28 protein-coding genes and 1 pseudogene are annotated in these 24005 nt (G+C 41.8%); 6 read left to right on the top strand and 23 right to left on the bottom strand.

Annotation, left to right across the window (positions count from 1 at the left end; translation table 11 throughout):
- The 13 genes from AAC855_RS18960 to AAC855_RS18900 form a co-directional block, all read right to left on the bottom strand.
- Positions 1 to 661: phage tail protein (locus AAC855_RS18960; protein WP_340611632.1), on the bottom strand; the 661-nt coding region annotated here is incomplete at its 3' end.
- Positions 658 to 1353, bottom strand: a complete 696-nt coding sequence (locus AAC855_RS18955) for a phage tail protein I (RefSeq protein WP_340611631.1) — start codon at positions 1351 to 1353, stop codon at positions 658 to 660. The genes AAC855_RS18960 and AAC855_RS18955, both read right to left, overlap by 4 nt.
- Positions 1346 to 2254, bottom strand: coding sequence for a baseplate assembly protein (locus AAC855_RS18950; protein ID WP_099111670.1), 909 nt, complete (start codon positions 2252 to 2254; stop codon positions 1346 to 1348). The genes AAC855_RS18955 and AAC855_RS18950 overlap by 8 nt, the downstream gene beginning before the upstream one ends.
- Before the next feature lie 3 nt (positions 2255 to 2257).
- Complete coding sequence (locus AAC855_RS18945) at positions 2258 to 2599, bottom strand: GPW/gp25 family protein (protein WP_099123496.1); 342 nt, start codon at positions 2597 to 2599, stop codon at positions 2258 to 2260.
- On the bottom strand, positions 2596 to 3231 hold the full coding sequence (locus tag AAC855_RS18940) for a phage baseplate assembly protein V (protein WP_340611630.1): 636 nt from the start codon (positions 3229 to 3231) through the stop codon (positions 2596 to 2598). The genes AAC855_RS18945 and AAC855_RS18940 overlap by 4 nt, the downstream gene beginning before the upstream one ends.
- A gap of 173 nt (positions 3232 to 3404) precedes the next feature.
- Complete coding sequence (locus AAC855_RS18935) at positions 3405 to 3905, bottom strand: lysis system i-spanin subunit Rz (RefSeq protein WP_241538021.1); 501 nt, start codon at positions 3903 to 3905, stop codon at positions 3405 to 3407.
- The gene (locus AAC855_RS18930; protein WP_340611628.1) at positions 3902 to 4441 is read right to left on the bottom strand and encodes a lysozyme; all 540 of its coding nucleotides are present in this window, start codon (positions 4439 to 4441) and stop codon (positions 3902 to 3904) included. Before AAC855_RS18930 ends, AAC855_RS18935 begins: the two co-directional genes overlap by 4 nt.
- A 1-nt stretch (position 4442) precedes the next feature.
- On the bottom strand, positions 4443 to 4706 hold the full coding sequence (locus AAC855_RS18925) for a hypothetical protein (protein ID WP_099111665.1): 264 nt from the start codon (positions 4704 to 4706) through the stop codon (positions 4443 to 4445).
- A 9-nt stretch (positions 4707 to 4715) separates the two neighbouring features.
- The gene (locus tag AAC855_RS18920; RefSeq protein WP_099111664.1) at positions 4716 to 4919 is read right to left on the bottom strand and encodes a tail protein X; all 204 of its coding nucleotides are present in this window, start codon (positions 4917 to 4919) and stop codon (positions 4716 to 4718) included.
- Between the two features lie 236 nt (positions 4920 to 5155).
- Positions 5156 to 5395 carry a DinI-like family protein gene (locus AAC855_RS18915; RefSeq protein WP_340611627.1) on the bottom strand — a complete coding sequence of 80 codons (240 nt, stop codon included), beginning with the start codon at positions 5393 to 5395 and terminating at the stop codon, positions 5156 to 5158.
- Positions 5396 to 5442: 47 nt separating this feature from the next.
- Positions 5443 to 5625, bottom strand: coding sequence for a hypothetical protein (locus AAC855_RS18910; RefSeq protein WP_340611626.1), 183 nt, complete (start codon positions 5623 to 5625; stop codon positions 5443 to 5445).
- Positions 5626 to 5792: 167 nt separating this feature from the next.
- A complete protein-coding gene (locus AAC855_RS18905) occupies positions 5793 to 7778 on the bottom strand; it encodes a replication endonuclease (RefSeq protein ID WP_340611624.1) in 1986 nt (661 codons plus the stop codon).
- An 86-nt stretch (positions 7779 to 7864) separates the two neighbouring features.
- Positions 7865 to 8203 carry a DUF5347 family protein gene (locus AAC855_RS18900; protein WP_340611622.1) on the bottom strand — a complete coding sequence of 113 codons (339 nt, stop codon included), beginning with the start codon at positions 8201 to 8203 and terminating at the stop codon, positions 7865 to 7867.
- Positions 8204 to 8405: 202 nt separating this feature from the next.
- On the opposite strand from AAC855_RS18900, the gene AAC855_RS18895 reads away from it, so the two are divergent.
- A complete protein-coding gene (locus tag AAC855_RS18895) occupies positions 8406 to 9026 on the top strand; it encodes a phage repressor protein CI (protein WP_099123504.1) in 621 nt (206 codons plus the stop codon).
- Positions 9027 to 9666: 640 nt separating this feature from the next.
- Here AAC855_RS18895 and AAC855_RS18890 read toward each other — a convergent pair.
- The 3 genes from AAC855_RS18890 to AAC855_RS18880 form a co-directional block, all read right to left on the bottom strand.
- On the bottom strand, positions 9667 to 10026 hold the full coding sequence (locus tag AAC855_RS18890) for a hypothetical protein (protein WP_340611621.1): 360 nt from the start codon (positions 10024 to 10026) through the stop codon (positions 9667 to 9669).
- A 587-nt stretch (positions 10027 to 10613) separates the two neighbouring features.
- A complete protein-coding gene (locus AAC855_RS18885) occupies positions 10614 to 11183 on the bottom strand; it encodes a GNAT family N-acetyltransferase (protein ID WP_340611620.1) in 570 nt (189 codons plus the stop codon).
- Between the two features lie 244 nt (positions 11184 to 11427).
- On the bottom strand, positions 11428 to 11928 hold the full coding sequence (locus tag AAC855_RS18880; protein WP_340611618.1) for a bactofilin family protein: 501 nt from the start codon (positions 11926 to 11928) through the stop codon (positions 11428 to 11430).
- A gap of 968 nt (positions 11929 to 12896) precedes the next feature.
- Between AAC855_RS18880 and AAC855_RS18875 the strand changes: the two genes are divergently transcribed.
- Positions 12897 to 13712: a helix-turn-helix transcriptional regulator gene (locus tag AAC855_RS18875; protein WP_340611617.1), complete on the top strand. Its 816-nt coding sequence runs from the start codon at positions 12897 to 12899 to the stop codon at positions 13710 to 13712.
- Positions 13713 to 13870: 158 nt separating this feature from the next.
- On the opposite strand, the gene AAC855_RS18870 is transcribed toward AAC855_RS18875, so the two are convergent.
- The 3 genes from AAC855_RS18870 to AAC855_RS18860 form a co-directional block, all read right to left on the bottom strand.
- Positions 13871 to 14863: an alpha/beta hydrolase family protein gene (locus AAC855_RS18870; RefSeq protein WP_340611616.1), complete on the bottom strand. Its 993-nt coding sequence runs from the start codon at positions 14861 to 14863 to the stop codon at positions 13871 to 13873.
- Positions 14864 to 15047: 184 nt separating this feature from the next.
- A complete protein-coding gene (locus AAC855_RS18865; protein WP_340611614.1) occupies positions 15048 to 15725 on the bottom strand; it encodes an epoxyqueuosine reductase QueH in 678 nt (225 codons plus the stop codon).
- 140 nt (positions 15726 to 15865) lie between these two features.
- Positions 15866 to 16615 (bottom strand): SDR family NAD(P)-dependent oxidoreductase, encoded by a 750-nt coding sequence (locus tag AAC855_RS18860; protein WP_340611612.1) that lies wholly within the window; start codon positions 16613 to 16615, stop codon positions 15866 to 15868.
- A 307-nt stretch (positions 16616 to 16922) separates the two neighbouring features.
- Between AAC855_RS18860 and AAC855_RS18855 the strand changes: the two genes are divergently transcribed.
- Positions 16923 to 18527, top strand: a complete 1605-nt coding sequence (locus AAC855_RS18855; RefSeq protein ID WP_340611610.1) for an AMP-binding protein — start codon at positions 16923 to 16925, stop codon at positions 18525 to 18527.
- 28 nt (positions 18528 to 18555) lie between these two features.
- Positions 18556 to 19002 (top strand): hypothetical protein, encoded by a 447-nt coding sequence (locus AAC855_RS18850; protein WP_340611608.1) that lies wholly within the window; start codon positions 18556 to 18558, stop codon positions 19000 to 19002.
- On the opposite strand, the gene cobT is transcribed toward AAC855_RS18850, so the two are convergent.
- From cobT to AAC855_RS18830, 4 genes are all read right to left on the bottom strand, one after another.
- Complete coding sequence (cobT, locus tag AAC855_RS18845; RefSeq protein ID WP_340611607.1) at positions 18968 to 20041, bottom strand: nicotinate-nucleotide--dimethylbenzimidazole phosphoribosyltransferase; 1074 nt, start codon at positions 20039 to 20041, stop codon at positions 18968 to 18970. The genes AAC855_RS18850 and cobT overlap by 35 nt on opposite strands.
- A gap of 122 nt (positions 20042 to 20163) precedes the next feature.
- A complete protein-coding gene (gene cobS / locus AAC855_RS18840; protein ID WP_340611606.1) occupies positions 20164 to 20928 on the bottom strand; it encodes an adenosylcobinamide-GDP ribazoletransferase in 765 nt (254 codons plus the stop codon).
- A complete protein-coding gene (gene cobU, locus AAC855_RS18835) occupies positions 20925 to 21470 on the bottom strand; it encodes a bifunctional adenosylcobinamide kinase/adenosylcobinamide-phosphate guanylyltransferase (protein ID WP_340611604.1) in 546 nt (181 codons plus the stop codon). Before cobU ends, cobS begins: the two co-directional genes overlap by 4 nt.
- Positions 21467 to 23026, bottom strand: a complete 1560-nt coding sequence (locus AAC855_RS18830; RefSeq protein ID WP_340611602.1) for a cobyric acid synthase — start codon at positions 23024 to 23026, stop codon at positions 21467 to 21469. The genes cobU and AAC855_RS18830 overlap by 4 nt, the downstream gene beginning before the upstream one ends.
- A gap of 187 nt (positions 23027 to 23213) precedes the next feature.
- Here AAC855_RS18830 and AAC855_RS18825 point away from each other — a divergent pair, with 187 nt between their 5' ends.
- Entirely contained in the window at positions 23214 to 23567 is a 354-nt protein-coding gene (locus AAC855_RS18825; protein ID WP_340611600.1) for a tRNA-binding protein, read from the top strand.
- Between the two features lie 17 nt (positions 23568 to 23584).
- Positions 23585 to 23985, top strand: a pseudogene (locus AAC855_RS18820) (VOC family protein).
- Positions 23986 to 24005: the final 20 nt, after the last annotated feature.

The following is a 24005-nucleotide window of genomic DNA, read 5'->3' as shown; positions in this document are numbered from 1 at the left end:
GCCAAGCTATCTCACTGTCAGTAGAAATCGTGATGTCACCAGTAACTTCGCCCCCACTGCGTGGCAATGCGTTGTCCGCTTTAGTTTTGGCTTCCGCTAAACCGAGGTTTTCCACAAATGCCTTTTTGTCAGGAATATCCGCACCATTTTTGTTTTTCTCCAGACGAGTATTAGCATTATTATTCGCTGCATTAGCCAAATCATCAACATACTCACGCGTTGCCAAAACCACTGATGGGTCAACCTTCAAAGTCACGGCATTAGCACTGCTAACAATCAGAATCATACGGATCGTCTGAGTACGACCGGAACCTTCCTGCAATTGCGGTTTGTAGGTTTCTGCGCAGTTACCTACTGCAATCAAAACACCATCTTTGTCATACAGGCCGATTTCACGGATCCACCAGCCACCCTCGGCTTCAGGAATAACCTGTTCCGCAATAATTTGGTTAGTATTTTTCGGATCGATACTCAGCGTATTAATCGCGGCACGGCGCTGTTCATTAATCAATTTAGTTTGTTTGGTATCCGGTACCGGTAGGCTACCACCGCCATCACCAACAGCCATGTGGGTAATTTCGATTTTTGTGCCCAATGCCGCTGCATTTGCCAATTTATCTGCGCCTAATTGTGTCAGCAGCGCAAAATATTTGGTACTCATTGTGTAATCCTCATGTCATCAATAATATGTATACCAGTGCCCATAAAACCTGAGCGAGTTATAGTTACTTCTTCTAGGAAATAGGGATAAACAATTAACTCATCATCAATAATATGTACCCCCGCGCCCACAATTTCTGAGCCGGATACGGTCACTTCTTTCGGGAAATAGGGGTAAACGGTTAGTTCGTCACCGCTGTAAGTCGCTGCCGAGTAGTGATATCCACCACGGGTATCAAGGTTGATATCCAGCCCAATTAAATGTCGGCTCACTGGCTTAGCGTCAAAAATCAGGTTTTCCAGCTCTTCGAACATTTCATGGGTGATACCGCTATCCAGAACACCAATATCCAGCCGGAAGGTGCCCGGTTCATCGTTGGTCTGCCACCACTCTTTAACCCGGATGAGATAACCCAACGGTTCAATCACTCTTCGGATTGCCCCAATTGTTCCTTTGTGTTTATGCAGGAACAGTGAACCTTTGATCACTTCTCTTTTGATGTTCTCAGGCCAGTTTTCGTCCCAGCGATCCACAGACCACGCCCATGCCAGATAAGGCAGCAATGATGCCGGACATGTGTCCGGGTTCCACAGCTCACGCAATGGAATTTTGATCTTCTGCAACTCGGCACAGGCTTTCGCCGCAGCCAGTTCTAACTGCGTTGACCCCATCGGCAGAAGGCGATCATTCATCAGAGCCTCCCATTGTCAGCGTGGTTTTAGTGCAGTAAGAAGCTTGTGTTTTATCCAGCACGACGTCTTTCAATGGCGCTTTCAGTTCTACGCGTTGAACACCTTCCACATGTAAGGCGGCATAAATCGCGGATAAACGAATGTCACGCCCCAGACGATGTTGTGCCTCAACATAATGTTTCAACTTCTGCTCCGCGGCTTTGCGGATAGGTTCTGATTCTGGTGTCGGAAAGATGTACAGCACTGCGTCAATTTCGTATTCCACAATTTTGGCTGACTGAACTTTCAGACGATCAGCCACAGGACGCACGTTTTCGTCGTTCAGGGCTTTTTCGACAATTTCCAGCAGCTCTTTGGATGCAACGCCTTTGTCTTGACGGGACATAATCGTGACTGTGACGTTAGCCGGTGACGGGCTGATTGCCGAAGCATCTGCAACACGGCCATCCGCACTGCGGGCATGAAATTCATAAGCACCCACCGGGCCTGCAACACTCAGGCCTTCAAAAGCCTGTGGAATACGGACACGATAATCATTGTCAGATTCCATCACAGCCGGAGTTGGTGGAACCGTTGAGTTATCCGCAGCACGCAGAACCATGCGCGATACGTTGTTATTTGCTCCCAGCTGATCCAGATCGCTACCGGTTGAATAGGCCACCATCACCGCACGGGCAGCTTCATTAACGCGCTGGCGCAGAAGTAGTTCGCGATATACATTCTCTTCCAGCAATTTCACCAAAGGCTCGGATTCAAGTTGCAGTGTTCGTGCAATAGCATCCTGCTGCTCTTCAGGGTAAAGCGAGATCAGGCCTCTTTTACGCTCTTCTAACAGTTGTTCGTAATCCAGTGGCTCAACCACATCCGGTGGTGGTAACTGGCTTAAATCGATTGTTGGCATTGCTTACCTCACCGGAATTGAGAGTGAAAATTCTTTGGCGGACTGGTGATAAGTACCGGTAATATCCACCACCATTCTGCCGTCCTGTAGGGTTTCCATCGTGATTGACGTCAGCGTCACACGTGGCTCCCAACGGCTGATTGCGGTATAGCTGGCCGCCATAACCTGAAGTTTGATCGCCGGGTTCTGCGGCCAGTCAATCAGTTCAGGCAGTAACGACCCGTAAGTACGACGCGCAATCCGACTGCCTACCGGGGTCAGTAAAATATCGCTGACGGATTGCCTGACATGGTCTAAATCGCTCAGCGCTCGGCCTGTCTGCCGGTTCATCCCCAGATACATCATACGGGGCCTCCTGATGTGTCACGGCCTGACTGGATGCCGATGTGTTTATGGGAATCCACGATCACGCCATTGGAACTAAATGTGCCGCCGGTGTGTTCAATATTGCCCGTCATTTTGCCGCCGTTGCGCACAATCAGATTTCCTGTGCTCATCAGCTGCGTACAGATGACTTCCGGTGTATCCAGCGTAATCCGGGTGCTGGCAACACAGGTGATTTCCGGTGCAGTAATATGGACGGAATCCGATGCAGTCACTGTCGCGGTTTTGATGCCAGTCACAGTTAATGCACCTGATTGCGGCTCATACTCCATCACTGCACCATCCGGAAACTGAACATGTGTTGCTTCAGGGGACGTTGATGGTGCCGGAAACTCATCTGAAAAAATTGCTGGCAATACAAAGGCGGTGGTCAGTTCACCGCCTATGGACAGTAATAAAACCTGCTCACCGACACTGGGCGCCCACCATGTGCGGGAATTTCCCGCTCTGGATGTCAACCAGTGCAGCCAGTCGGTTTCGAGATTGCCTGTCGCGACCCGGCACATACCTTTTGTGGTATCCACTTGGGTAATCACGCCTGTTCGGATCAGGTTGCGCAATAAGCGCATCAGTTCAGTGAGTTGTGTGTTCATGGAGTAAGAATGCCATGAAAAAGCAGAGGGAACATTAAACCAGGCTTGTAGGAACAGACATACAAAACGGCAGATAAAATTCAATCAAATCAATACAATAAAAGCCTTTTAATCCTGAGATAAAAAGGCTTTTATAGGTTCTGTGAGAACTCATGCTCGGTTGTTCAAAGTGGCTACGATTTACATTGCCTGACAACTTCACGGACATATTGTTGTAGGTAATCTAATTTGGACTGGTCACTGATGATCCCTGCTCGGATATCGTAAATATCGCGTCCAGCTTTTGCAGTGAGTTCGATTTGGGTTCCATCGCCCATGCTGCGGGGGCCGGTATCTCGCTTTTGGGTGAGCTGACAGGTAGCAAGGTTGGCGGCGGCGATTTGCACCCGGCGATGACCAGCGGCAATATCAGCACGCAAAGCGGTGTTTTCTTCAGTAACATGGGCTAGTTTTCCGGAGTAGTATTCATCTAATTGGGCGGCTTTACTCTGAGCATCTTTCATCTTTTGAATAGCTGACAATGTTTCCTGATTCGCTTTCTGATGAATGGCAACAACCTGAGCACTATGCTGTTGTTTAAGGTTCGCAACCTCACCAAGGAACAGTGAACGATGCCCCCACCAGCCTGTGCATCCTCCAATGACAAAAATGGCAATTAACGATATTTTCTTCATTCCTCCAATCCCCAACAAACCAACTCGGATTCTTGTTCACGTCGTAAGACCTGTCCATAACAGCCATTCGGCTGCCCTTTGGTTGCCCGGCAATCACGCCCACCATCGTAAATCCAGCGTTTAATCTCCTGACAAGCGCCTTTTTTATCTCCGGCATTGAGTTTGCGATAAAATGTTGAGGAGAAACATTTTGAAGGACCGATGTTATACGGGCAAAAACTGGCAATTCCTGCAATCTGTGGCTCGGTCAGCGGAACATGAACGTTCTTTTTCACCCAATCAATCGCTTTGTCGGCTTCAACCCGGTTCAGCGTTTCACACTGCTCAAAAGTCAGCTGCATTCCTTTATATACCGCCTTTCCATTAATACGCGTCACACCCCGGCATATCGTCCAGATACCACCAGCATCCTGATAAGCGACAAGCCGATTGCCCTCTTTCTCATCAAGAAACTGGGAAAGAATGACCGAAGAACTGGCGCCACCGATAATCAGGCCAATGAGCAACCGGCTGAGTTTGGTTTTGAGATCCTGCATATCACAACTCTTTTGGTGCGTTATGTATCAGCTCGCTGACAATTCTGGCTGATTTAGATGCAGGCTCTACCTCCAGATTTTCCAGAATATCTTTTAAGATCAAAGTGCGTTTCATCTGCTCACGTCGATTAAGACGATAAGTCAGAATACCGAGAGAAATGCTGGCTAATACCCCCAACAAGAAACTCAGCTCATATAAAGAAAGACCGGAAAAAATGGCAGTTGTGCTGGCACAGGCATAAGTGGCATGGCTATACTTATCCATTCATGCCCCTCAATCCCAAAGCTGAATCATAGGCTTACTGGCAACGGGCACAAAATCCGGCATTTCAACTTTTGTTCCATGAGGCAATGTCGCGCCAAAATCAGCCAGCCCAGGATTTGCCTGCAATACACGCTCAGTCATACCTAAAGTCCGGCCATAATGACGCCAGCACAAAGCGTCTACCGTTTCGTTTTGTTGTGCAATAATTTGCATATACTCTCCTTTTATTTGCAGAAAATAATCGGTAAATCGGAGAGTTATGATCGAATAATCAGCGAAATGCCTCAATGAAACGGCATTGTTGGGGAAATAGTACAAATGAAGGGCAATTTTGCCAGATGGGATTTATTTTTACTGTTCAGAAAAGTATAAGGGCAGGGGATAATCCCTGCCCTTATACTATTTAAATTGCTTATTATCCGTTTATTGGAGAGTTCAACCCGTCAGGCCTAATCCGATAACCAACTATCGTCCTCCCAGACACTTTGGATCAGCTCCATGATTTGATCATGTTCACTACTGTTTTTACTCCCTGTTACTTTTACGGACGTGTTGCTGCTGAGGGCAATTCTAAAATTAGTATCAGGATACTGTGGTAGTATTTTCTTCTTTAACTCGCTTTCAAGTGCAGACATGACTGATTCAGAAACATTAGCTCGCTTATCGAAAAGTATTTCAACTCGCATCATTTTCTCCCGCTAAAACCTATTCTTTTACCGAACCTGAAATTTTCCAATCATTCACTATCTAATGAATTGTTTTTTAACAAATTATTATAACAACTGAGACTTTTTTCATAAGGTGCAGATAACTCTGCTATCCAGACCAGTGCCAGTTCTTTGTCTTCTGCCTGATTGCATTCACAACTTGTTGCCATTCTGGCAATAAAATTAATACGTTGTGCTACCAATGATTCCATAAGAGAGTCCACTGATATGTCCGCCTCCACTCTATAACTGTATGTATATACAGTACACCTAATTAGTGAAAATTTAAAGTAGTTTTTTCCTTTCTTAAAGATAAAAATTGATAGTTAATAACTATTATTTATTTCTTTCGTAGAAACTTTTATCGAAAACATAACATTTAATAAAACCATTTCACATCTATATCACAATCTCGTCTTTCCTGTCTATCCGTACAGTTATTGACAGAACTCCAAGAGGGCCATTTTTTGTGTCGTTTATAGACAATCCGCTCTGATGTGGCTGGCGCATCAGATTTCGGGACAACTGTCCATTGATGGATTCGTGTACAAATATATTTTTCCTGACTGAGCAACGACGATGTCACTCCCTGAATGGAATGAATATCTTCACCATAAGGACTACCAAAAGGGATATGCTTATAAGCGAGCCGGATAACCAAATCACGACGGGTAACCCATGGCCCTCCCTGAGCCTGAGTATAAGCCGCCCAGTTTCCCTGATCTGCGGCCTGTAAAACGTCATTCATTTTATTATCAGGCAAACAAACTTCTTTAAGTCGACGCAGTTCTCGCCAAACAGAAACCGGAGCACCGCCAATTTGTTGAAATTGTCGAATTCGCCAACGACTCGCCCAAGCTGTTACTGATTTAGCCATATCGCGCAGTGATCCTCCCGTTTCATGATCGATTTCATCTTCCAGCGCATACCCATCAATATTTTTGGAAATGTACTTTGCGATATAACCTGTCGCACTACCTTGATTAGGATCTATCACCCGGTAATCAAAACGAGATTTTTTATTATGATTACCCAGTAACTCCTCCTCTTCTTCTTGACAGGAGTAGTGCTCAAGGATCTTCCTGACCTGTGGCACATGTTCCGGCAACATAAACAGCAAAATATGCCAGTGTGGTGTCCCATCATGATGGGGTTCAACAACCCGAAAACCAAACAGGCTAATACCCGCACGAGCAATAGCTGCGCGAGATTTTGCCCATATACCGCATAAATAGCGTTGAGTATCGCGGGGGGTTGCTCCTTCCCATTTTTGGACAAATCCCCCTCTATGCCTGACTGCATGGTATTTTGCTGGTGCAGTGATGGTATAGAACTCGCCTACACATCCCATTTGATTCGCAATATCTTCGAAACCGCGCATTCTGACCATTAACTCGCAACGACGAATAGCAGGATTAGCGTTACTGTGAACTACAGTCTCAGCTAATGAAATTCGCTCTCCTGCTTCATTTTCTAAATCAAAATGCTGGAAAAACTCACGATTGCGTCGCTTTTGTTCCAGCCATTCGCGTAAAGCCAGTAGTGAAACATAAGGCGAGGCCGCGTTCTGTACCTGTCCAACTGCAATTGCCATATGCTCGGATTGGATATCTCGCAAGCGTTTTAAGCGAAAAAACCACCAACGTGTGGACATCATGCGCAACATACCCGCGCAAAGCAGGTCAACAGACAATGTTTTTCTTCCATGATTGAACTGTTGCCAATAAGGGGGATGAATGCCACATTGCAAAGTCAGCCTTGCCATTAATTGATATACCTCAGTGACATGAGAAAAACGGGCTGATTCATCCATCGCTGGTTCAACCTGAACTTGTTGTACTTCCTGCTGAGCAACAGGGTTAGAAGATCCGCGGGCAGAAGAGAAGTATGTTGAAGCGCCGTTCGTAGCAGCGTGGCTCATAGGAGACATAGAAGAGTAGTGCTCATAATTCTCCGTAATAAACACGGATATTTCATGAGACAGCTTTAAAAGCGGTTTACGTCCATAAGTCGCAATATTGCTCAATTGTTCAATAAATGGAAAAGGAGCAATGCCAGATACAGAATGTTTGAATTGATACCGACTCTTAACTAACTGTAATCGTGGTAATACGTTCTGCCCGACGGTTTTTCTCAGGTAAGCATTAGCATCTCTGCGACCTGATTGCGTAAAGATATCGGCATAGCGGTGGCTAAAATGTTTCGCCAGAAAATCCGGCATCTGGCCAATATACTGATGGCGCCATTGATGATCTTCTGCGTTGACTTGCCATAACAAACGCTCTGCTGATGAAACATTCTGCGGAATATTTGGCTGAAACATACCCGGCTGCTTATATGCGTGAGCGAAAAGACCACTATTCATCAATGCCACCTTAATTAAGGAAATGTGAATGTCTGGCGTACACATGCCATCTGTTCAAAAAAATTAGAAAATATTTTAAAAGGTGGTTAACTGGGTAACGTTAAATTTCTGGGAAACTGACTGACTACAACCTTAATATGATTCATCGCCTTGATCAGAGAGTGTTTTTCCTCAGAAGTAAACTGGCTGATTTCGCTGTCATGGCGAGTACGGGGAATATTTGCCAAATAGAAAATAGCGGATAAGGCCCGCTTGTTCTCTTCATAATGACAATCCCTTTTATCACGCATGTCCGCAAGAAAGCGTTTTAACTCTTTTTCATCATATCCCCAGTATATTGCTCTGATCTTCGACAGATGGTTCAATCCTTCCAACCGCTGACCGAGGTTAATTTGGGCAAACTTTTCTTTTTCCGTATTCGCCATATTTTCCTCACCCTTTCACCTTCAGAGTGATTATTGTCAGAGCAATCCCTCGAACACCGCTCAGATCAGGTATAGGGATTGAAATTTGGATGTTCATGATGCAATATCTCTTAATGGTTTTCGGCTTAACCAATTCGGGCCCAACAAAGGTCTCATTTCAAGATCTTTTGCGGGATAATAATATCTCTTATCTGTACTGTCAATGAAAAATACCAATATTGAGATCAAAATGGGGGCTGATAGTGGTGGGCGACCAGCTATCGAGCGCCTTGTACGCGCGTATGGATTTAAATCCCGTCAGGCTCTGAGTGATCATTTAGGCGTGTCCAAAAGCACAATGGCAAACCGCTATCTTCGTGATAGCTTTCCGGCGGATTGGATTATTCAGTGTAATCTTGAAACGGGTGCTTCACTGCTATGGCTGAGTACAGGGCAAGGAGAGATGTTTCCAAACGGCGAAGGGATCAAAAAGACAGAACGATTGGAAGATATCATTGCGCCGTCAATCTCCCGTGTAAAACTGTCAGGAGGTAAGCTGAATGAGGCTGATCCGGTTATTCTGGATAGTGAGTTGATTTCCAAAGATCTCAGAGAACCTCTGGTTGTTGATGATGGCATATCCTGGTATTTACTTGATGCACAAGAAGACACTATTCAGGACGGTTTATGGCTGGTCGATATCGAAGGAATGCACAGCATCAAGAAGATAGCCAAAATCCCTGTCAGTAAAATTCGCGTTAGTGATAATGATGTCACGTTCGATTGTGCTATCAGCGATATCCAATTCATCGGACGCGTAGCTTTAGTGATCTCCAGACAATAACCAATTACGTAACAATACGTTTTCCATCAAAGTTATCTCTGATGACCAGAATAACTTTGATGGCGTTTTCCTTATACGCTTCAGTCTACTTTCTATTATTATCTAAATATTTTTTCATATGAGTAAAACACACTAACGAGCTGGAATTCTTACTCTTTGCACTGCGAGGTGTTCTACTCACGAAAAATGTCACCTGTTTAATTGTCGAAGTGAGAATATCACCTCTATAACGGTGACCAACATCATGAACCACATCAGTATTCTTAACATAGCGGCAAACTCCGTCGGGTGAACGGAATTTGATCAAATCAAAGTGTCGGATAAAAAACCAGCACTTTGTCAGTAATCTGAATACAGTAGTTCAAAGTTGAACTACTGTATTCAAGAATTAATGTTGTCGAATAAGTTCTGCTGGTGCTCTCAAGCATCTATCTCCCCACACTGTCGCAAGTATTAAATCTCTCCCTACCTTAATAACTTTTCCTAGGCCATTCCACTTCTCCATCTTCTTCCTTAGTTTTTTTGGATATTCAGCGTAAAGACACACTATATTTGCCCATGCATCGCAAACAATCACATCAAAATAGAAGTTTTCAGAAAATATGCTTTCTAGGGACCTCATGTTGTTTGGAGCCTGAGGTCAGTTAAAAACACAAAATATATGATCTACTATTTCTGGAACATTACAGCTGAAAGTCCAAATAGCACTGCTCGGATCCATAGCAATGGCAAGATTTACAACAAATTCGGAATATTCCCCGCAATTGCCAGCACGCTCGTAGGAAAGCATATTCAATTTATCAATAAAGGTAAAACCTGCCGTTCTCTGTATCCAAATGGATTCATTAGCTTCTACAGCTTGCTCATTGCGATGCGTTTTTTTAAAATCACTAGCATTGCCATAGTCCGGTAAATAAACTTTGTTGTCTGATTTGTACCCCCAATAAAAATGTGCCCTCACAACGTCATTTATGGTTTTAGCTTGAGCCATTGTGATCATAAGGTCTCCTTCTTGATTATCTAAGGATCCTGTAACATTAATAAATAAATCAATAAGTAACGTATTTATACTCATCTTAATAAATTGAATTATAAAATGACTAGTTACTTGAGGATAAGTGCTTCTCAACAGGCTTATGGAACAAATATCTTCATGAGGTCTGACAACAATCAGACAGCGACACATAAGTTCAAGTCGAGGCTAATACAAATTATTTAAAGGAATATTAACTCAGCACTTCATTTATAACGGTGTTGTCCTTATTATGTGAATGCAAGCCTTATTTAAAGTTAACTTTCAACGTATAAACATGCACTCCAAAAAACTTCAAATAGTATTTTTGACTAATAAAGAATTTAATTCCAATAGCTATAGAAAATTATTTGACTGAGTTGAGTTTTATCAGCCAATAAAATAAGAAAATTTGAAATAAGAAGAGAATATGATGTTTATTATTGTATAAGTTTAATGATTGATTTATTTTTCCAACTTAAAAAATACTGATTATTATATCCTCCTGTTTACAGTTGTTTTATTTTAAAGCCATTCAACTAATCCTTAATCAATGACACTCAGCAGGTTTCAAGTTATATCGTGCTGGCAGGGTTTGCTCTTCTCATCCGATACAAAATATGCTCCCGCAGCGGGTTACCCTCCTCAAGAGCTGGATGCATAAATGTTTTTTTATCTCTGATCATTCCCAGCTTTTTCATTACATTTTCTGAACGAGCATTTTTCAGGGTGGTAAAGGCTACAATCTCATCCAGCCTGAGTTCCGTAAACCCAAAATCAAGCACTTTACGAGCTGCTTCGCAGGCATAGCCTTTGCCCCAAAATGGCTTATCGAGACGCCAGCCTATTTCAACTATATGGCTACAGCTAGAAAATGGAAATTCAAGAATAGGTGTATTCAACCCAACAAAACCAATAAACTCACCACTTTCTTTCACCTCTACCGCCCATAACCCCCAACCGCCCTGTATCTCAAATTTACGAATACAATTATCAATCAGTGTGTTGCTTTGCTCTTTTGTCAATGTATTGGGGAAAAACTCCATCACTTCAGGATTACTGTTTAAGCGGTAAAAAGGCTCCCTATCTTCCTCTTTCCAGGCACGAAGCCACAATCTTTCTGTCTTCAGTTCGGTAATCACCATTTCTCCTTATTGATTAAAAAATATGGATTTCAAATAGCATCAGGCGATAAGTGAGGATCTTCCTGCTCATATAGCTTGATAGTCTGATTTGATGAATGTAACTAGCACATAGATAACATAAAAGAAGAAGGGATATAAAAACAAAAACTGCCGGAAAATACAACGTTCCGGCAGGAATATACGAAATTTTATACCCGATAGATTTCCGAGGATGGGAAATAGAAGAGTATTTTCTCAGCAGATATCAGGCAGTTGCTTTAGATTTCGCCTTATCTCCCGGAGTATCCTTGATGGAAACAATTCGTTCTGCTTCCTGCTTCTTCTTATTTTCTTTTTCCACCTGTTCAGACTGACCGATAAATAATCCGCCACGTCGGATTGACATACTCCCGCAACGGCTGATGCCCCGTAATTCACCGTGCTCAAGGATATCCAGTGTTTCAGCACAGCAAGTCCCTTCTACGTGACCATCAATAAGAATTTCAGGTGCAATCAATTCACCTTCCACTTTACCGGCGTGCATAACACGAATAGCCCCGCCTTTTACGCGAATATTCCCGATGATTTTTCCCCAAATCTGGATATCTCCTTCCATTTCGATATCACCTTTGAATACGGAATTCTTCGCGACAATCGTATTAGCACGGGCTTCAGTACCAGAGATTTTTTTCTCTTCAGTCTGTACAGGAGGAGTGATTTGTGTGACCGGACTGGCAGCAGATGCCTCAGTTTTTTTTCCAAACATAGCTTTCATTCTCTGTTTCATATTAGTAAAGTAAAATACCAAGGCTAAAAAAGATAAAATTGCTGTTATGGTACAACCAATTTTGTTGCCATATACGTACAACCCCAGTGTAACAGCCCAAAAGAGCCATAAACTGTATAAAAAAGCGTTATGTGAAAAACGATGCTTTTCCATATGTTTCTCGTTCTTGTGATCTTTTATCTTTCATCAGCAAATATATCTATGCCTCTATTATGCCTTAGTGGATATAGAAGAAAGGCGATGAAAATACATCCTAGCATTGTACCAGTATAAAAAACAATCTACGAAGCTATAACAGAGGTATTTATGCCGTTATTACATGGATAACGTTACCAACAAAGCTTAATGGTCTGAATTATCGATAATTTTTCTTTAAAATCCAACATAAGATGCTCTTTTTAATAGAAATATTTTTATATCTCAAATATAAGAACCATAAAAACTAATAAATACGCAACATAACTAAACCAATAATTAACAAAATAACATCATACGCAATACAGTTTATTTATATTTCATTACAGGATATGTAATCTTAATTAGAAAATTGTATTTCAGCGACCCCATCTGAATGCTTATCTGACAGTGAAATTATCGATTTAAATTTATCCAATACAAATGTATGGGGTTTTAACCAGTTGAATAAATGAAAGTTCTATGTTTTCTTCGGTTCCGTTATCCTACGAATAAATAAATTTAAATCTAAATTTTTAACATTTAAAACTAACATAAATATTAATTTAGAGATATAATACTGAGGTTATATAATGGATATTACGTATACAATTTTGATATCAGCCAATATTTTTAACTCTACGCTCAATTTATCATTATCTATCCAATAGATTTCAGATTACTTTCCAACCCCCACGGAAGTTATCTGAACAACAGAACATATCATCAATACATTTCAAATTACTCATGATAAGGAAGATTAGGAGTATTAAATGAAAAGGACGACAGGCTTAAATCAGAAGAGTATTTTTTCTCTACAATTAACCATGCCTAACTTCGATATTCTCGAACATCAACACGGAGGATTGTATATTTTACTTGATGGTGAAATGGTATGGAAAGACAGCAACAATACTTATCATATTAAATCAAATGATATCCTTTTTATCCATCCCGGGAAATATGCGGCTAAAACCAGGACAAGAAATTGTCAGATATTATGGTTACCATTGAATATGGAATTTTTCCGCCATTTTATGAAACGTTTTGGCGCATTATTAATGAATATTGAACGCCGTAATTTCCCTGATTATCGGTTAATTCCTTTCAATAAATTTCCTTTATTAACGGAAAGTATACATGGTTTATCGAAACTCCTTGCGCATGACTGCCCACCAGCCCTGATCCAATTAAGAAGTGAGGAGTTACTTTTACTGCTCTCACTCGGCAAACAAGGCGCATTACTCATGTCAGTTCTGCGTAAACTGAGTAATCGGCAAGTCGAACGGCTACAGACATTTATGGAAACTCACTATCTGAAAGAGTGGCGGCTGAATGATTTTGCGCGCGAATTTGGTATGGGGTTAACTTCGTTCAAAGAACTTTTCAGTAGTGTTTATGGCACATCTCCACGAGCGTGGATCAGTGAACAACGTATTCTTTATGCTCATCAATTATTATTAAACAGTGAAATGAGTATCGCGGATATTACACTGGAATCCGGTTTTTCCAGCCAGTCCTACTTTACCCAAAGTTATCGGAAACGTTTTGGTTATACCCCGAATCGGGCCAGATATGGTAAAGATTAATATATACTCTTTGTCTTTCAAGCTGCCTCTTTGTTAGCTGAGCGAATGTGTTCCCGACAAATTTGCCATTCCCTTTCAACTGCGACGCAACTTGAAAAATATCGAGTGTCGGTTTTTGCCTCATCAAAATTTTCATTATTATGATGAGGCATCATTTATCAATCAGATTCAGGCAGATTATGCTGGAGCCTCATAAAATCCTGTTCACTGAAGTTTATATTCACTTTATCTTCGGTGTCATGCAAAATTTTGTCTACAATAAGGGACGTTAAAGGTGAAATAATATTAAAATGATCACCATTCTTAATAGAATAAACAGAGAGTGGGATATTTTTATCTTTTGCAATTTTCTTTATTTCATCAAACTCATTCCAATAGGAGTACTCTCCTTCGAAATAAAATGTTGGTGATTTTATTGAATTTAAAAAATTACGAGGAGAGCGCACTGCAAGCTCTTCCTGATTGTTCTGATCAAATGGTACTGTGACTGGCACAGGCCCATGATCAAAGCGTAATTTTAAATCAGGAATGCCTCCCAATGAAAATACGGCTCTAAATCCTTTACTGTATTCGCTGGCTAATAATGCACGCGTTCCTCCGGTACTATGCCCCGCAAGATAGATTCGGTTTGGATCAACATACGGCAATTTCATCAGATACTGTCTGGCTGACTCAATATCGCGTATCTCACCGAAAAACATTTCATATTTACCGGGGTTTACATTTTCTCCCCGAAAACTCGGTATCATCAAAACTAAATCATCATGCCTGAATGCAGATGCAGATTGATCATTGTTATAAGGTTGTTCAGACCAGAAGAAGTCATCGTTGCCAATTCCGCCATACCCTCCTGTTAACCAAATCACCGCAGGATATTTTTTATCCGTATTTTCTGGTTGAGGAGTAAGGTAAGCCGCCATATTCCCGTTTTCTGCCGGATAATAGACTAATGAGAAAATATCTTTAGGCGGAATACCCGGCTCCCCATCACCGATAAAACTTTCATCTATAATATTCGTTTTAAATTTTTGATGAATCTGCGCGTAGTCGTCTTTACGTAACTCAAAACTGTAACTATCTTCATCACATGCAATAAGTAAGAAACTAAAAATAACCGGAAAAACCTTGAGCCATTGATAAGACTGTTTCATAAAAATTACCTTAATATCCATTTAGTGCTCTTTTTTACCACGGCAATTTTATTTTTTAAATATCAATTATTCAGAAATTAAAACAACAGACCTGCTTACATATCAGAATGATGGCAGGCCTTTAATTAGAGATAAAATAAATCACTTTAACTGGCAATTAAAATAATTCGTGATCTTCTATATCTCAATTTTTACTACTTTCTTTATTACTATCTGCGCTATAAAACACTGTTCCCAATTTAATTCTTTCTCGTCCCGTTGCCAGACGATGACGATTAGTATCCCGCAGAGAATAAACACAGCCGCAGTACTCCTGCTGATAGAATTCTTCACGCTTACTGATTTCAATCATGCGGGCAGAACCACCACCTTTACGCCAGTTATATTCCCAATAGCTTAACCCCGGATAACGGGAAGCCGCACGGACACCACAATCATTAATTTGCTGCATATTTTTCCAGCGCGAGATCCCCAGCGAGCTAGTAATAACAGGGAAACCATGTTCATGAGCATATAGAGCTGTCCGTTCGAAACGCATGTCAAAACACATCGTACAGCGGATACCACGCTCAGGTTCATTTTCCATCCCTTTCGCGCGCTCGAACCAGTTGTCACGATCATAGTCGGCATCGATAAAAGGAATACCCATCTGCTCGGCAAAGCGAATATTTTCCTCTTTACGCAGTTCATATTCCTTTTGTGGATGAATATTCGGGTTATAGAAAAATATTGTGAAATCAATCCCCGAAGCGAGCATGGCTTCCATCACTTCCCCTGAGCATGGGGCACAACACGAGTGCAGTAATACTTTGCTGTGGCCATTAGGGAGTGGGATCTGCTTACGTTCATAGTTCAGTGACATAATATTTTTTACCTGACTTAGACAATAAAAAACCAGGAAGAGAACATATCCCTCCCTGTGTTTATTAGTTGCTCATCTTACCTTGTTCTTTTGCTTTACGGCAATGGAAAACAAATAAAGCCAGATCAGAGTATATTAAATCAGAATCCTTGCACTTCCGGTAATACCTGCCCACCATCAACCACAATTGTCTGCCCTGTGATATTTTTCGCTTCATCAGAAGCAAGAAAACAAGCAGTGTAACCAATATCTTCTGGTGTTCCCAAAGCACCCATTGGAATTACATTTTCGATCTGTTTCAGATTATCCTCACCAAATGCCATTAAGCCTTCAGTCATAATCATGCCCGGCATAATGGAATTAATTGTGATCCCCTGTTTTGCATATTCTAATGCCGCACTACGCATAAATCCGAGCTGACCAGCCTTACTGGCACCATAGTGGCTATAACCCGGCATTCCTACAATTTCTCCGGTGATAGATGAAGTCATCACAATACGCCCATACTGCTGTTTTTCCATGACATTCAGGGCAGCCTGAGTCAATAAAAATGTGCCTTTCAGGTTAACGCTATAGACTAAATCCCAATCTTCAACCGTCATCTCTTTAATATTGTGTTGTGGGAAAATACCCGCATTTGAACAAAGAATATCGAGTCTGCCATATTTTTCGACAATTTCATTAATCACATTTTTACATGCGGAGGGATCTGTGACATCAAGGGCGATAAAATCCACGCCAAGTTCTTCAGCGACAGGCATTCCTTTCGTTTTATTCGTACCTGAAATGATTGTGATTGCACCCGCCCGTTTAAATACCTGTGCAATTCCCTTGCCAATACCTTTCGTTCCTCCAGAAATAAATGCAACTTTTCCGGTTAAATTAAACATTTTCGTTTCCTTTTATATCTGTAGGTTAAGTTTTTATATTACATCGCTATTAATTCCCAAATATATTTTCATCATGCCACACTATCAATAACAATAAATATAATCAGCATATTAAAAAACAATGAAATATCACTCAAACACACAAATAAAGCACGTGATATTTTTTTATAAATAACAAGGCCCTTACTAATAAAAACACTAATAACCATTTGACATAGATTGCATATTTCCACCTCCACTATTACCTTTAATAATTAGTAAAAAATAATGATAGGCAAAAAAATCGAAAATAAAAAAGGATGGGAATATGACTCGCTACAATTCGCTATTAAATGAATATGACGGCAATGCATTATCACCTGTTTTATTTCTAAAAAGGGCCATATTAAGTAATGGTGATTACCCTGCGGTAATAGATGGAGAGCAATGTTGGACATGGCGACAATATGGTGAACGTTGTGAAAGGGTTGCCGTTGCACTTCAGCAAATGGGGGTTGGAAAAGGCTGCGTTGTATCTGCTTTATTACCCAATATTCATGAATTGCTGGAACTTCACTATGCTGTTCCCCTGTCTGGCGGAATACTGAATGCCTTAAGTATCAGAACAGATGCAGCTACCCTGAATTTTATCTTTGAAAAAATCAATCCGACAATATTAATTATAGATAAAAACTACCTTTCATTACTGGATGGTGTTTCTTTTAAAAAGCCGGTCAAAATTGTTGTTGTTACTGAAAATAATACGCCTCTACCAGAATCAGTGTTGGATTTAATGAGCTATGAGTCATTAATATCTGAGTATCTTTCTGAAAACCTGAATTTTTACCCGATTGATGAACAGGCAGCCATCAGCATTAACTCGACTTCCGGAACCAGTGGCACACCCAAGTTAGTGGTGTACTCACACCGTGGCGCATACCTTAATGCCATTTCGAATATTCTGGACTGGGATATGCCCAAATATCCGACTTATTTATGGACATTACCCATGTTTCACTGCAATGGCTGGTGTTTCCCCTGGACTATCGCGGCACGGGCAGGCACACATATCTGTATGCGCAAATTTGATGCACAGGAAGCCATACAGATGATGCTGAAGTATCAGGTAACACACTATTGTGGAGCACCTATCGTGCATTATTCCTTAGGGCGGGAAGCACAAAGACTCGGCATCTCTTTTAACAACAATGTCTATGGTTTGATTGCTGGTGCTCCACCAACAGAGAAAATGTTTTCCCTACTTGATACAGCCGGTATCAGAGCTACCCACGTTTATGGCCTGACAGAAACTTATGGGCCGGTTGTTGTTTGTGAAGATAAACCCGATTGGGCCACACTGCCAAAATCAGAAACAATTTTAAAGAAGATGCGTCAGGGAATTGTTTCCAATTTACAGGGGGAAATCAGCGTCATTAATGAAAATAACGGGCTGGCAGTGCCTTTTGATGGGCAATCCATTGGTGAAATTGCTATTCGGGGTAATATTGTTGCCGCTTACGGCCCTGTCGATCGGGTCACATTCGATATGACGAGCCAGTGGTTTTTTACCGGGGACTTGGCTGTTATTGACAACGATGGTTATATTAAAATTATCGACCGGAAAAAAGATATTATTATTTCCGGTGGTGAGAACATTTCCAGCCTTGAACTGGAGAATGCGCTGTCAAGTTATCCCGGTGTTCTGGCTGTGGCGATTGTGGCAAAACCTGATGAATACTGGGGTGAAGTTCCTCATGCTTTCATTGAAATTGATGACAATACCTCAATAACTGAGCAAGAACTGGATGATTATCTCCGGACAATGGTTGCTCGCTATAAGCGCCCGAAAGGTTATACTTTTTCAGTTTTACCACGTAACGCAAGCGGAAAAATACTCAAAGAGACATTAAGAAAACTCGCTAAAAATTTATAAAATAAGAGATATAAAAATGCAGAATTTTATGCAGAAATATAATATTACTCCCGAAGATTGTATCGTATTAAGTTTACATCAATCCGCATGGGAAAAAGTATTATCGGGGGCTAAAAAATATGAATTCCGCCGAAGATTCAGAAGAAAAAGAACGTTTGCTTTTATTTATGTTACCGTTCCTGTCAAAGCCATAATCGGCGGTATGCTTCTTGATGAACCAATATCTGGAACTGCCAAAGAAATTTCTGATATTGCAGAAAATGCAATCCCAGGAAATAGTCCGTCTGTTTTCGATTATTTTATTGAAAAAGATTTCGGATTGGCCATTCCGATTTTGCGCGTAATTGAAACTCAAAAAGTATCATTAGATTACTTACGGGAAAAATATAATTTCACTGCTCCACAATTCTATTTTTCCTTACAAAAAAATCAAATTATGCTTAATGAGTTAATAGAGAAAGTTCAGGAAAAGTAATCCCGCTTTCAGCCAGAAATCCCATATCACAATACATAGCACAGGCTGCATCAATCAGAAACATTGCGATTGCAGCCCCACTGCCCTCACCCAAACGCAAATCTAAATGCAGATAAGGTTTCAGCCCCAGATGCTGTAACGCCAGACCCGCGCCTTTTTCAGCTGATAAATGAGATGGAATACAGTAATCCTGAACAGAAGGGGCCAATTGAACTGCCGCCAGTGCCGAGGCATAAGAGATAAAACCATCCAGCACAACCGGAACACCTGCCGCCGCAGCGCCCAAAATTACTCCGGTCATTCCCACAAGCTCAAATCCCCCCACTTTTGCCAGTACATCAAGGGGAGATTGAGCATCAGGTTTATTCACATCAATAGCCTGACGTACAACAGATTCTTTATATTTAAGTAATCCAGCAGGCAAATTAGTCCCCAAACCCACAACATCACCGGGATCACTTCCGGTAAGTACACTGATGACTGCCGCTGCCGGTGTGGTATTCGCGATCCCCAGCTCTCCCACACCGAATACCGAGATCCCGGCGGCAAAGCGTTGCTGAACTAATTGCGCACTTGCCAACAATAATGTTTCTGCATATTCATAAGGCATCGCTGGGCCTTGTGCAATGTTGCCACAGCCACGAGCTAATTTGAGGGACAATAAATTATCTATCGGCTCACAATCAATACCAATATCAACAGGTAACACATGAGTACCGCTACTTTTCGCTAATGCACAAACCCCTGTCAGCCCCAGCAACATGTTCCGGGCCTGTATGGCTGTAACATTTTTCGGAGATATCGCCACACCTTCGTTATAAACGCCATGATCAGCACACATAACGATAATCTCTTTTTTGAGATCCCGCAGCTTTCCAATACCGGGCATAGCGGCAAGTTGAGCTGCCAGTGTTTCCAGACGGCCCAGACTACCAACCGGCTTGACGAGTTGATCAATATATTGCACCGCCCGATCCATTTTTTGCCGATCCAGCGGTTTAATCTTTTTCAGTAACAGTGGTAATGATTGAAACTCCATGATGATCCTTCCGATCAAGTTTCAACTTGAGTACGCAAATATAAAATACTCTCAACAGATTTTTAATTCTATCGTAGTGCCAAAGAAGCAACGAGAATCAAATAATATTAACTCTCGGCAACTTACTTCCAGATAAGGATTAAAGCCAGTAGAAAAACCACTTCACCAACTTCAATTGCCGCTCCCAGTGTATCTCCGGTTTGCCCGCCCAGATGATAGTTAAAATAGAGGGCAAGCAAAAAGATAGCGATCATCGTTACCAGCATTGCAGATAACCCTTGCCAGTCCCCCAGCAGCATCACCAATACTGTTCCCACCAATAATGTAATGACTGTTTCACGGGAAGTAATGCGACCGATATAGCTACTTCCCATTCCTTCAACTTCACGGGCATAACGCTGTTCAAACATCAAAAGCACAACAGCAGTGCGTCCGACAATCGGTGCACAGGATAATAAAGCGAGCAAATGCAAAGGAGGATGATAGGCAATTTCAACAACCGCAAGTACCTTAAGCAAAATGCAGAAGATTAACCCCAATCCGCCATACGTGCCAAGACGGCTATCCTGCATAATTTCCAGTATTCGTTCCCTGTTGCGGGAAGAAAAAATACCGTCACATGTATCTGCCAGACCATCTAAATGCAACCCTCCTGTCAGAAATACCAGAGCCAGCGCATAACCTATTGCACCAATATATACTCCTCCACCGGATTGACTTATTACCAGTGCAACACAAGCTGCAATCGCACCAACAATAAGGCCGACTAAAGGGAAAATCGGCACACCATGCCCTATTTGCCTAAAATCAATACCTTCGGCCCATTTTGCAGGGATAGGAAGCCGGGTCATAAACTGCAATGTTGCCCAAAAGAGTCTCAACTTCATTTGATTTTTACTCCAAGACCAGAGACTACCATCCAGACTGATTTTGCTGCCTGAGCCAGTTTTTGGTTAACCCGCCCGGAAATATCAATAAAATGACGGGCTAACCGGTTCTCAGGCACAATTCCCATACCCAGTTCATTCGTCACCAGACAAACAGGCATCGGGCAATTCAGACAAGCATCGATTACGTCGTCTATCTGCTGGTGGATAAACACTTCCAATGAAACGAAATCCATTTCATCGGTTGATGCGCCTTCTGCTTTGTCAAACAGAAGATTGGTAATTAATGTAGTCACACACTCAAGTATAATCCCCTCTTCCGCTTTACGATGCCTACGGATAACATCCCCCAAATCCTGATATCCTTCCCAGGTTCGCCAATGCAAAGGACGATCCTGCCTATGACGTTCAATTCGAGCCAACATCTCTTCATCAGTGCCTTGAGCTGTCGCGATATACAATACTTGTTCACATTGATCTGAAAGGAACCGCTCCGCATAAGCACTTTTGCCACTACGTGCTCCGCCAGTAATTAAAATCATCTGGTAACTCCAGAAGAAGTAGACTGCGTGTGTTCCTGCATTAACTGATAGATACGATCTATATCCAGATGCTCACGCATACTTTCCGCCAGGATATTAAACTGTTTCTCTTTATGGCTGGCATAGCTGAAAGCAGCATTTTCCAGCGGGTTGATGCCCTTAAGCATGCGAAGCTGATTCAGTAATGGACGAGTAAAATTATTCTGGTCAAACAGGCCATGCAGGTAACTTCCCATTACCGTCCCTTCCTGATTCGTTGCGCCATCAAACCAACTCGTTTCTTCACCATTACGCAAGTACATTTTGGCAAACGGCTTTGCCTGCTCTCTCAGGCGTGTAACTCCCATATGGATCTCATAACCCACAATGGGCTGATCACCACATAAGCTCAACAGGCCAGATAATTCCGACATCACAACGCCTCTGACCTGAGCCGTCTGTTTATCATTGGCAAATAAGGTTTCAGTATCGAGTAATCCTAACCCTTCCATCTGGTATAAACCAGATTCGACTTCATCAATGATCTGCTTTCCAAGCATCTGATAGCCACCGCAGATCCCAATGATCGGAACCCCTGACTGATGAGCAGCAATCATTGCCTGATCTAGCCCCTGAGTTTTTAACCACCCCAAATCACCCAATGTGTTTTTACTGCCGGGTAAAATGATCAGATCGGCATTCTGAAGTTCCACAGGATCAGCAATATAATTAAGATAAACATCAGGCTGGAGTGCTAACGCGTTAAAATCGGTGAAATTTGCAATATGCGGCAACCGGACAACGGCAATATTCAGGCATCTTTCTGTCTTGTGTTTATCCTTTACATATTTACCAACCTGTAAAGCAACACTATCTTCTTCTTCCAGATCGAGTTCCAACCACGGTAATACTCCCAATATCGGTACTTGTGTCAACTCTTCGATCTGCTCAATCCCTGAATGCAGCAACGATATATCACCACGAAATTTATTAATAATGACCCCTTTAACCCGCGCCCTTTCTTCTGGTGCGAGTAAGGCGAGTGTACCGTAGATAGCAGCAAAAACACCTCCACGATCAATATCTGCTACCAGAATAACGGGGGTATCAACCAACTCAGCCATACCCATATTGACGATATCCCTATCCCGCAGATTAATTTCCGCCGGGCTACCCGCTCCTTCCAGTACCATAATATCGGTGGCAGCCGCAAGGCCGTTATAAGCGCTCAGGATCTGCTTCTGAAGCTGTGGTTTATACTCGTGATATTCTATGGCGTTCATATTGCACATAACTTTGCCCATAAAAACCACCTGAGCCTTGCAATCGCTGGAGGGTTTCAGCAAAACAGGATTCATCCGCACATCGGGAGCAATCCCTGCGGCTTCAGCCTGAAATATCTGAGCACGTCCCATTTCTTTGCCATCAGCAGTGATACCAGAATTAAGTGCCATATTTTGTGATTTAAAAGGAGTACAGTGATAACCATCCTGTAAAAAAATCCGGCAAAATCCAGCAACCAAAGCACTCTTTCCAACATCAGACGCTGTTCCTTGGATCATAAGAGACCATTTCATGGTGTTTTACTCCTCTCTATTATTGTCGCCACAGAATAACGCACCAAATGACTACATGATGAACTCATATGGATAAGTGTTTTGTATCCACGTGAATCAGCTCACAAAGTCAAATAAATATTTTTATACACACTCTGTTACAATAACAGTAAATATCATTAACCTAATTATTAATAGATATACAGTTATGCAAAATTCAGAAAATTATCTCACCGATATATCCACTTTTATGGCTCTCGATATCCGCGTTGGCAAAATTATCAAAGCTGAAAAAAATGAAAAGGCCATCAAACCTGCTTATAAACTGTATATCGACTTTGGTAGCGAAATAGGTGAAAAACAGAGTTCGGCACAATTGTGTCAAAACTATACGGAAGAACAATTAATCGGCAGACAAATACTGGCTGTTATAAATTTTCCACCGAGAAAAGTAGCCGGATTTAAATCGGAAGTTTTGGTTCTTGCTGCTGTTTGTGATAATGAAGGCACTGTACTCATCAGACCAGATAAAAATGTGACCTTAGGGACACGGATGCTGTAATTTAAAATAGGAATATTATGAGAACACAAAAAAGATGTATGGGTTATATTGCCATTGTTATTGATGATTATGATAAAGCAATTGATTACTACACCAACAAACTGGGGTTTACTCTGGTCGAAGACACTCCACAACCGGGTAAAAGATGGGTTGTTGTGACACCTAACCCTGAAAGTGACTGCAACCTATTGCTGGCAAGAGCATCGAATGAAAAGCAGGAAGCCTTTATTGGCAACCAGTGTGGGGAAGGGTATTTTTGTTCCTGCAAACTGACGACTTCTGGCGTGATTATCACAAAATGAAAGAAAATGGCGTTCATTTTTGTGAAGAGCCACGACAAGAAGAATATGGCTTGGTTGTTGTATTTGAAGATATTTATGGCAATCGGTGGGATTTATATCAAAACGCGGTTGTTTAAAATACAAAGAATCCACCTGT

The organism is Xenorhabdus bharatensis, from assembly GCF_037996705.1.
In the GTDB taxonomy this organism is placed as follows: domain Bacteria; phylum Pseudomonadota; class Gammaproteobacteria; order Enterobacterales; family Enterobacteriaceae; genus Xenorhabdus; species Xenorhabdus bharatensis.
Note: the sequence above shows the minus strand (reverse complement) of the source record. Positions and strands in the feature narration are given on the sequence as shown.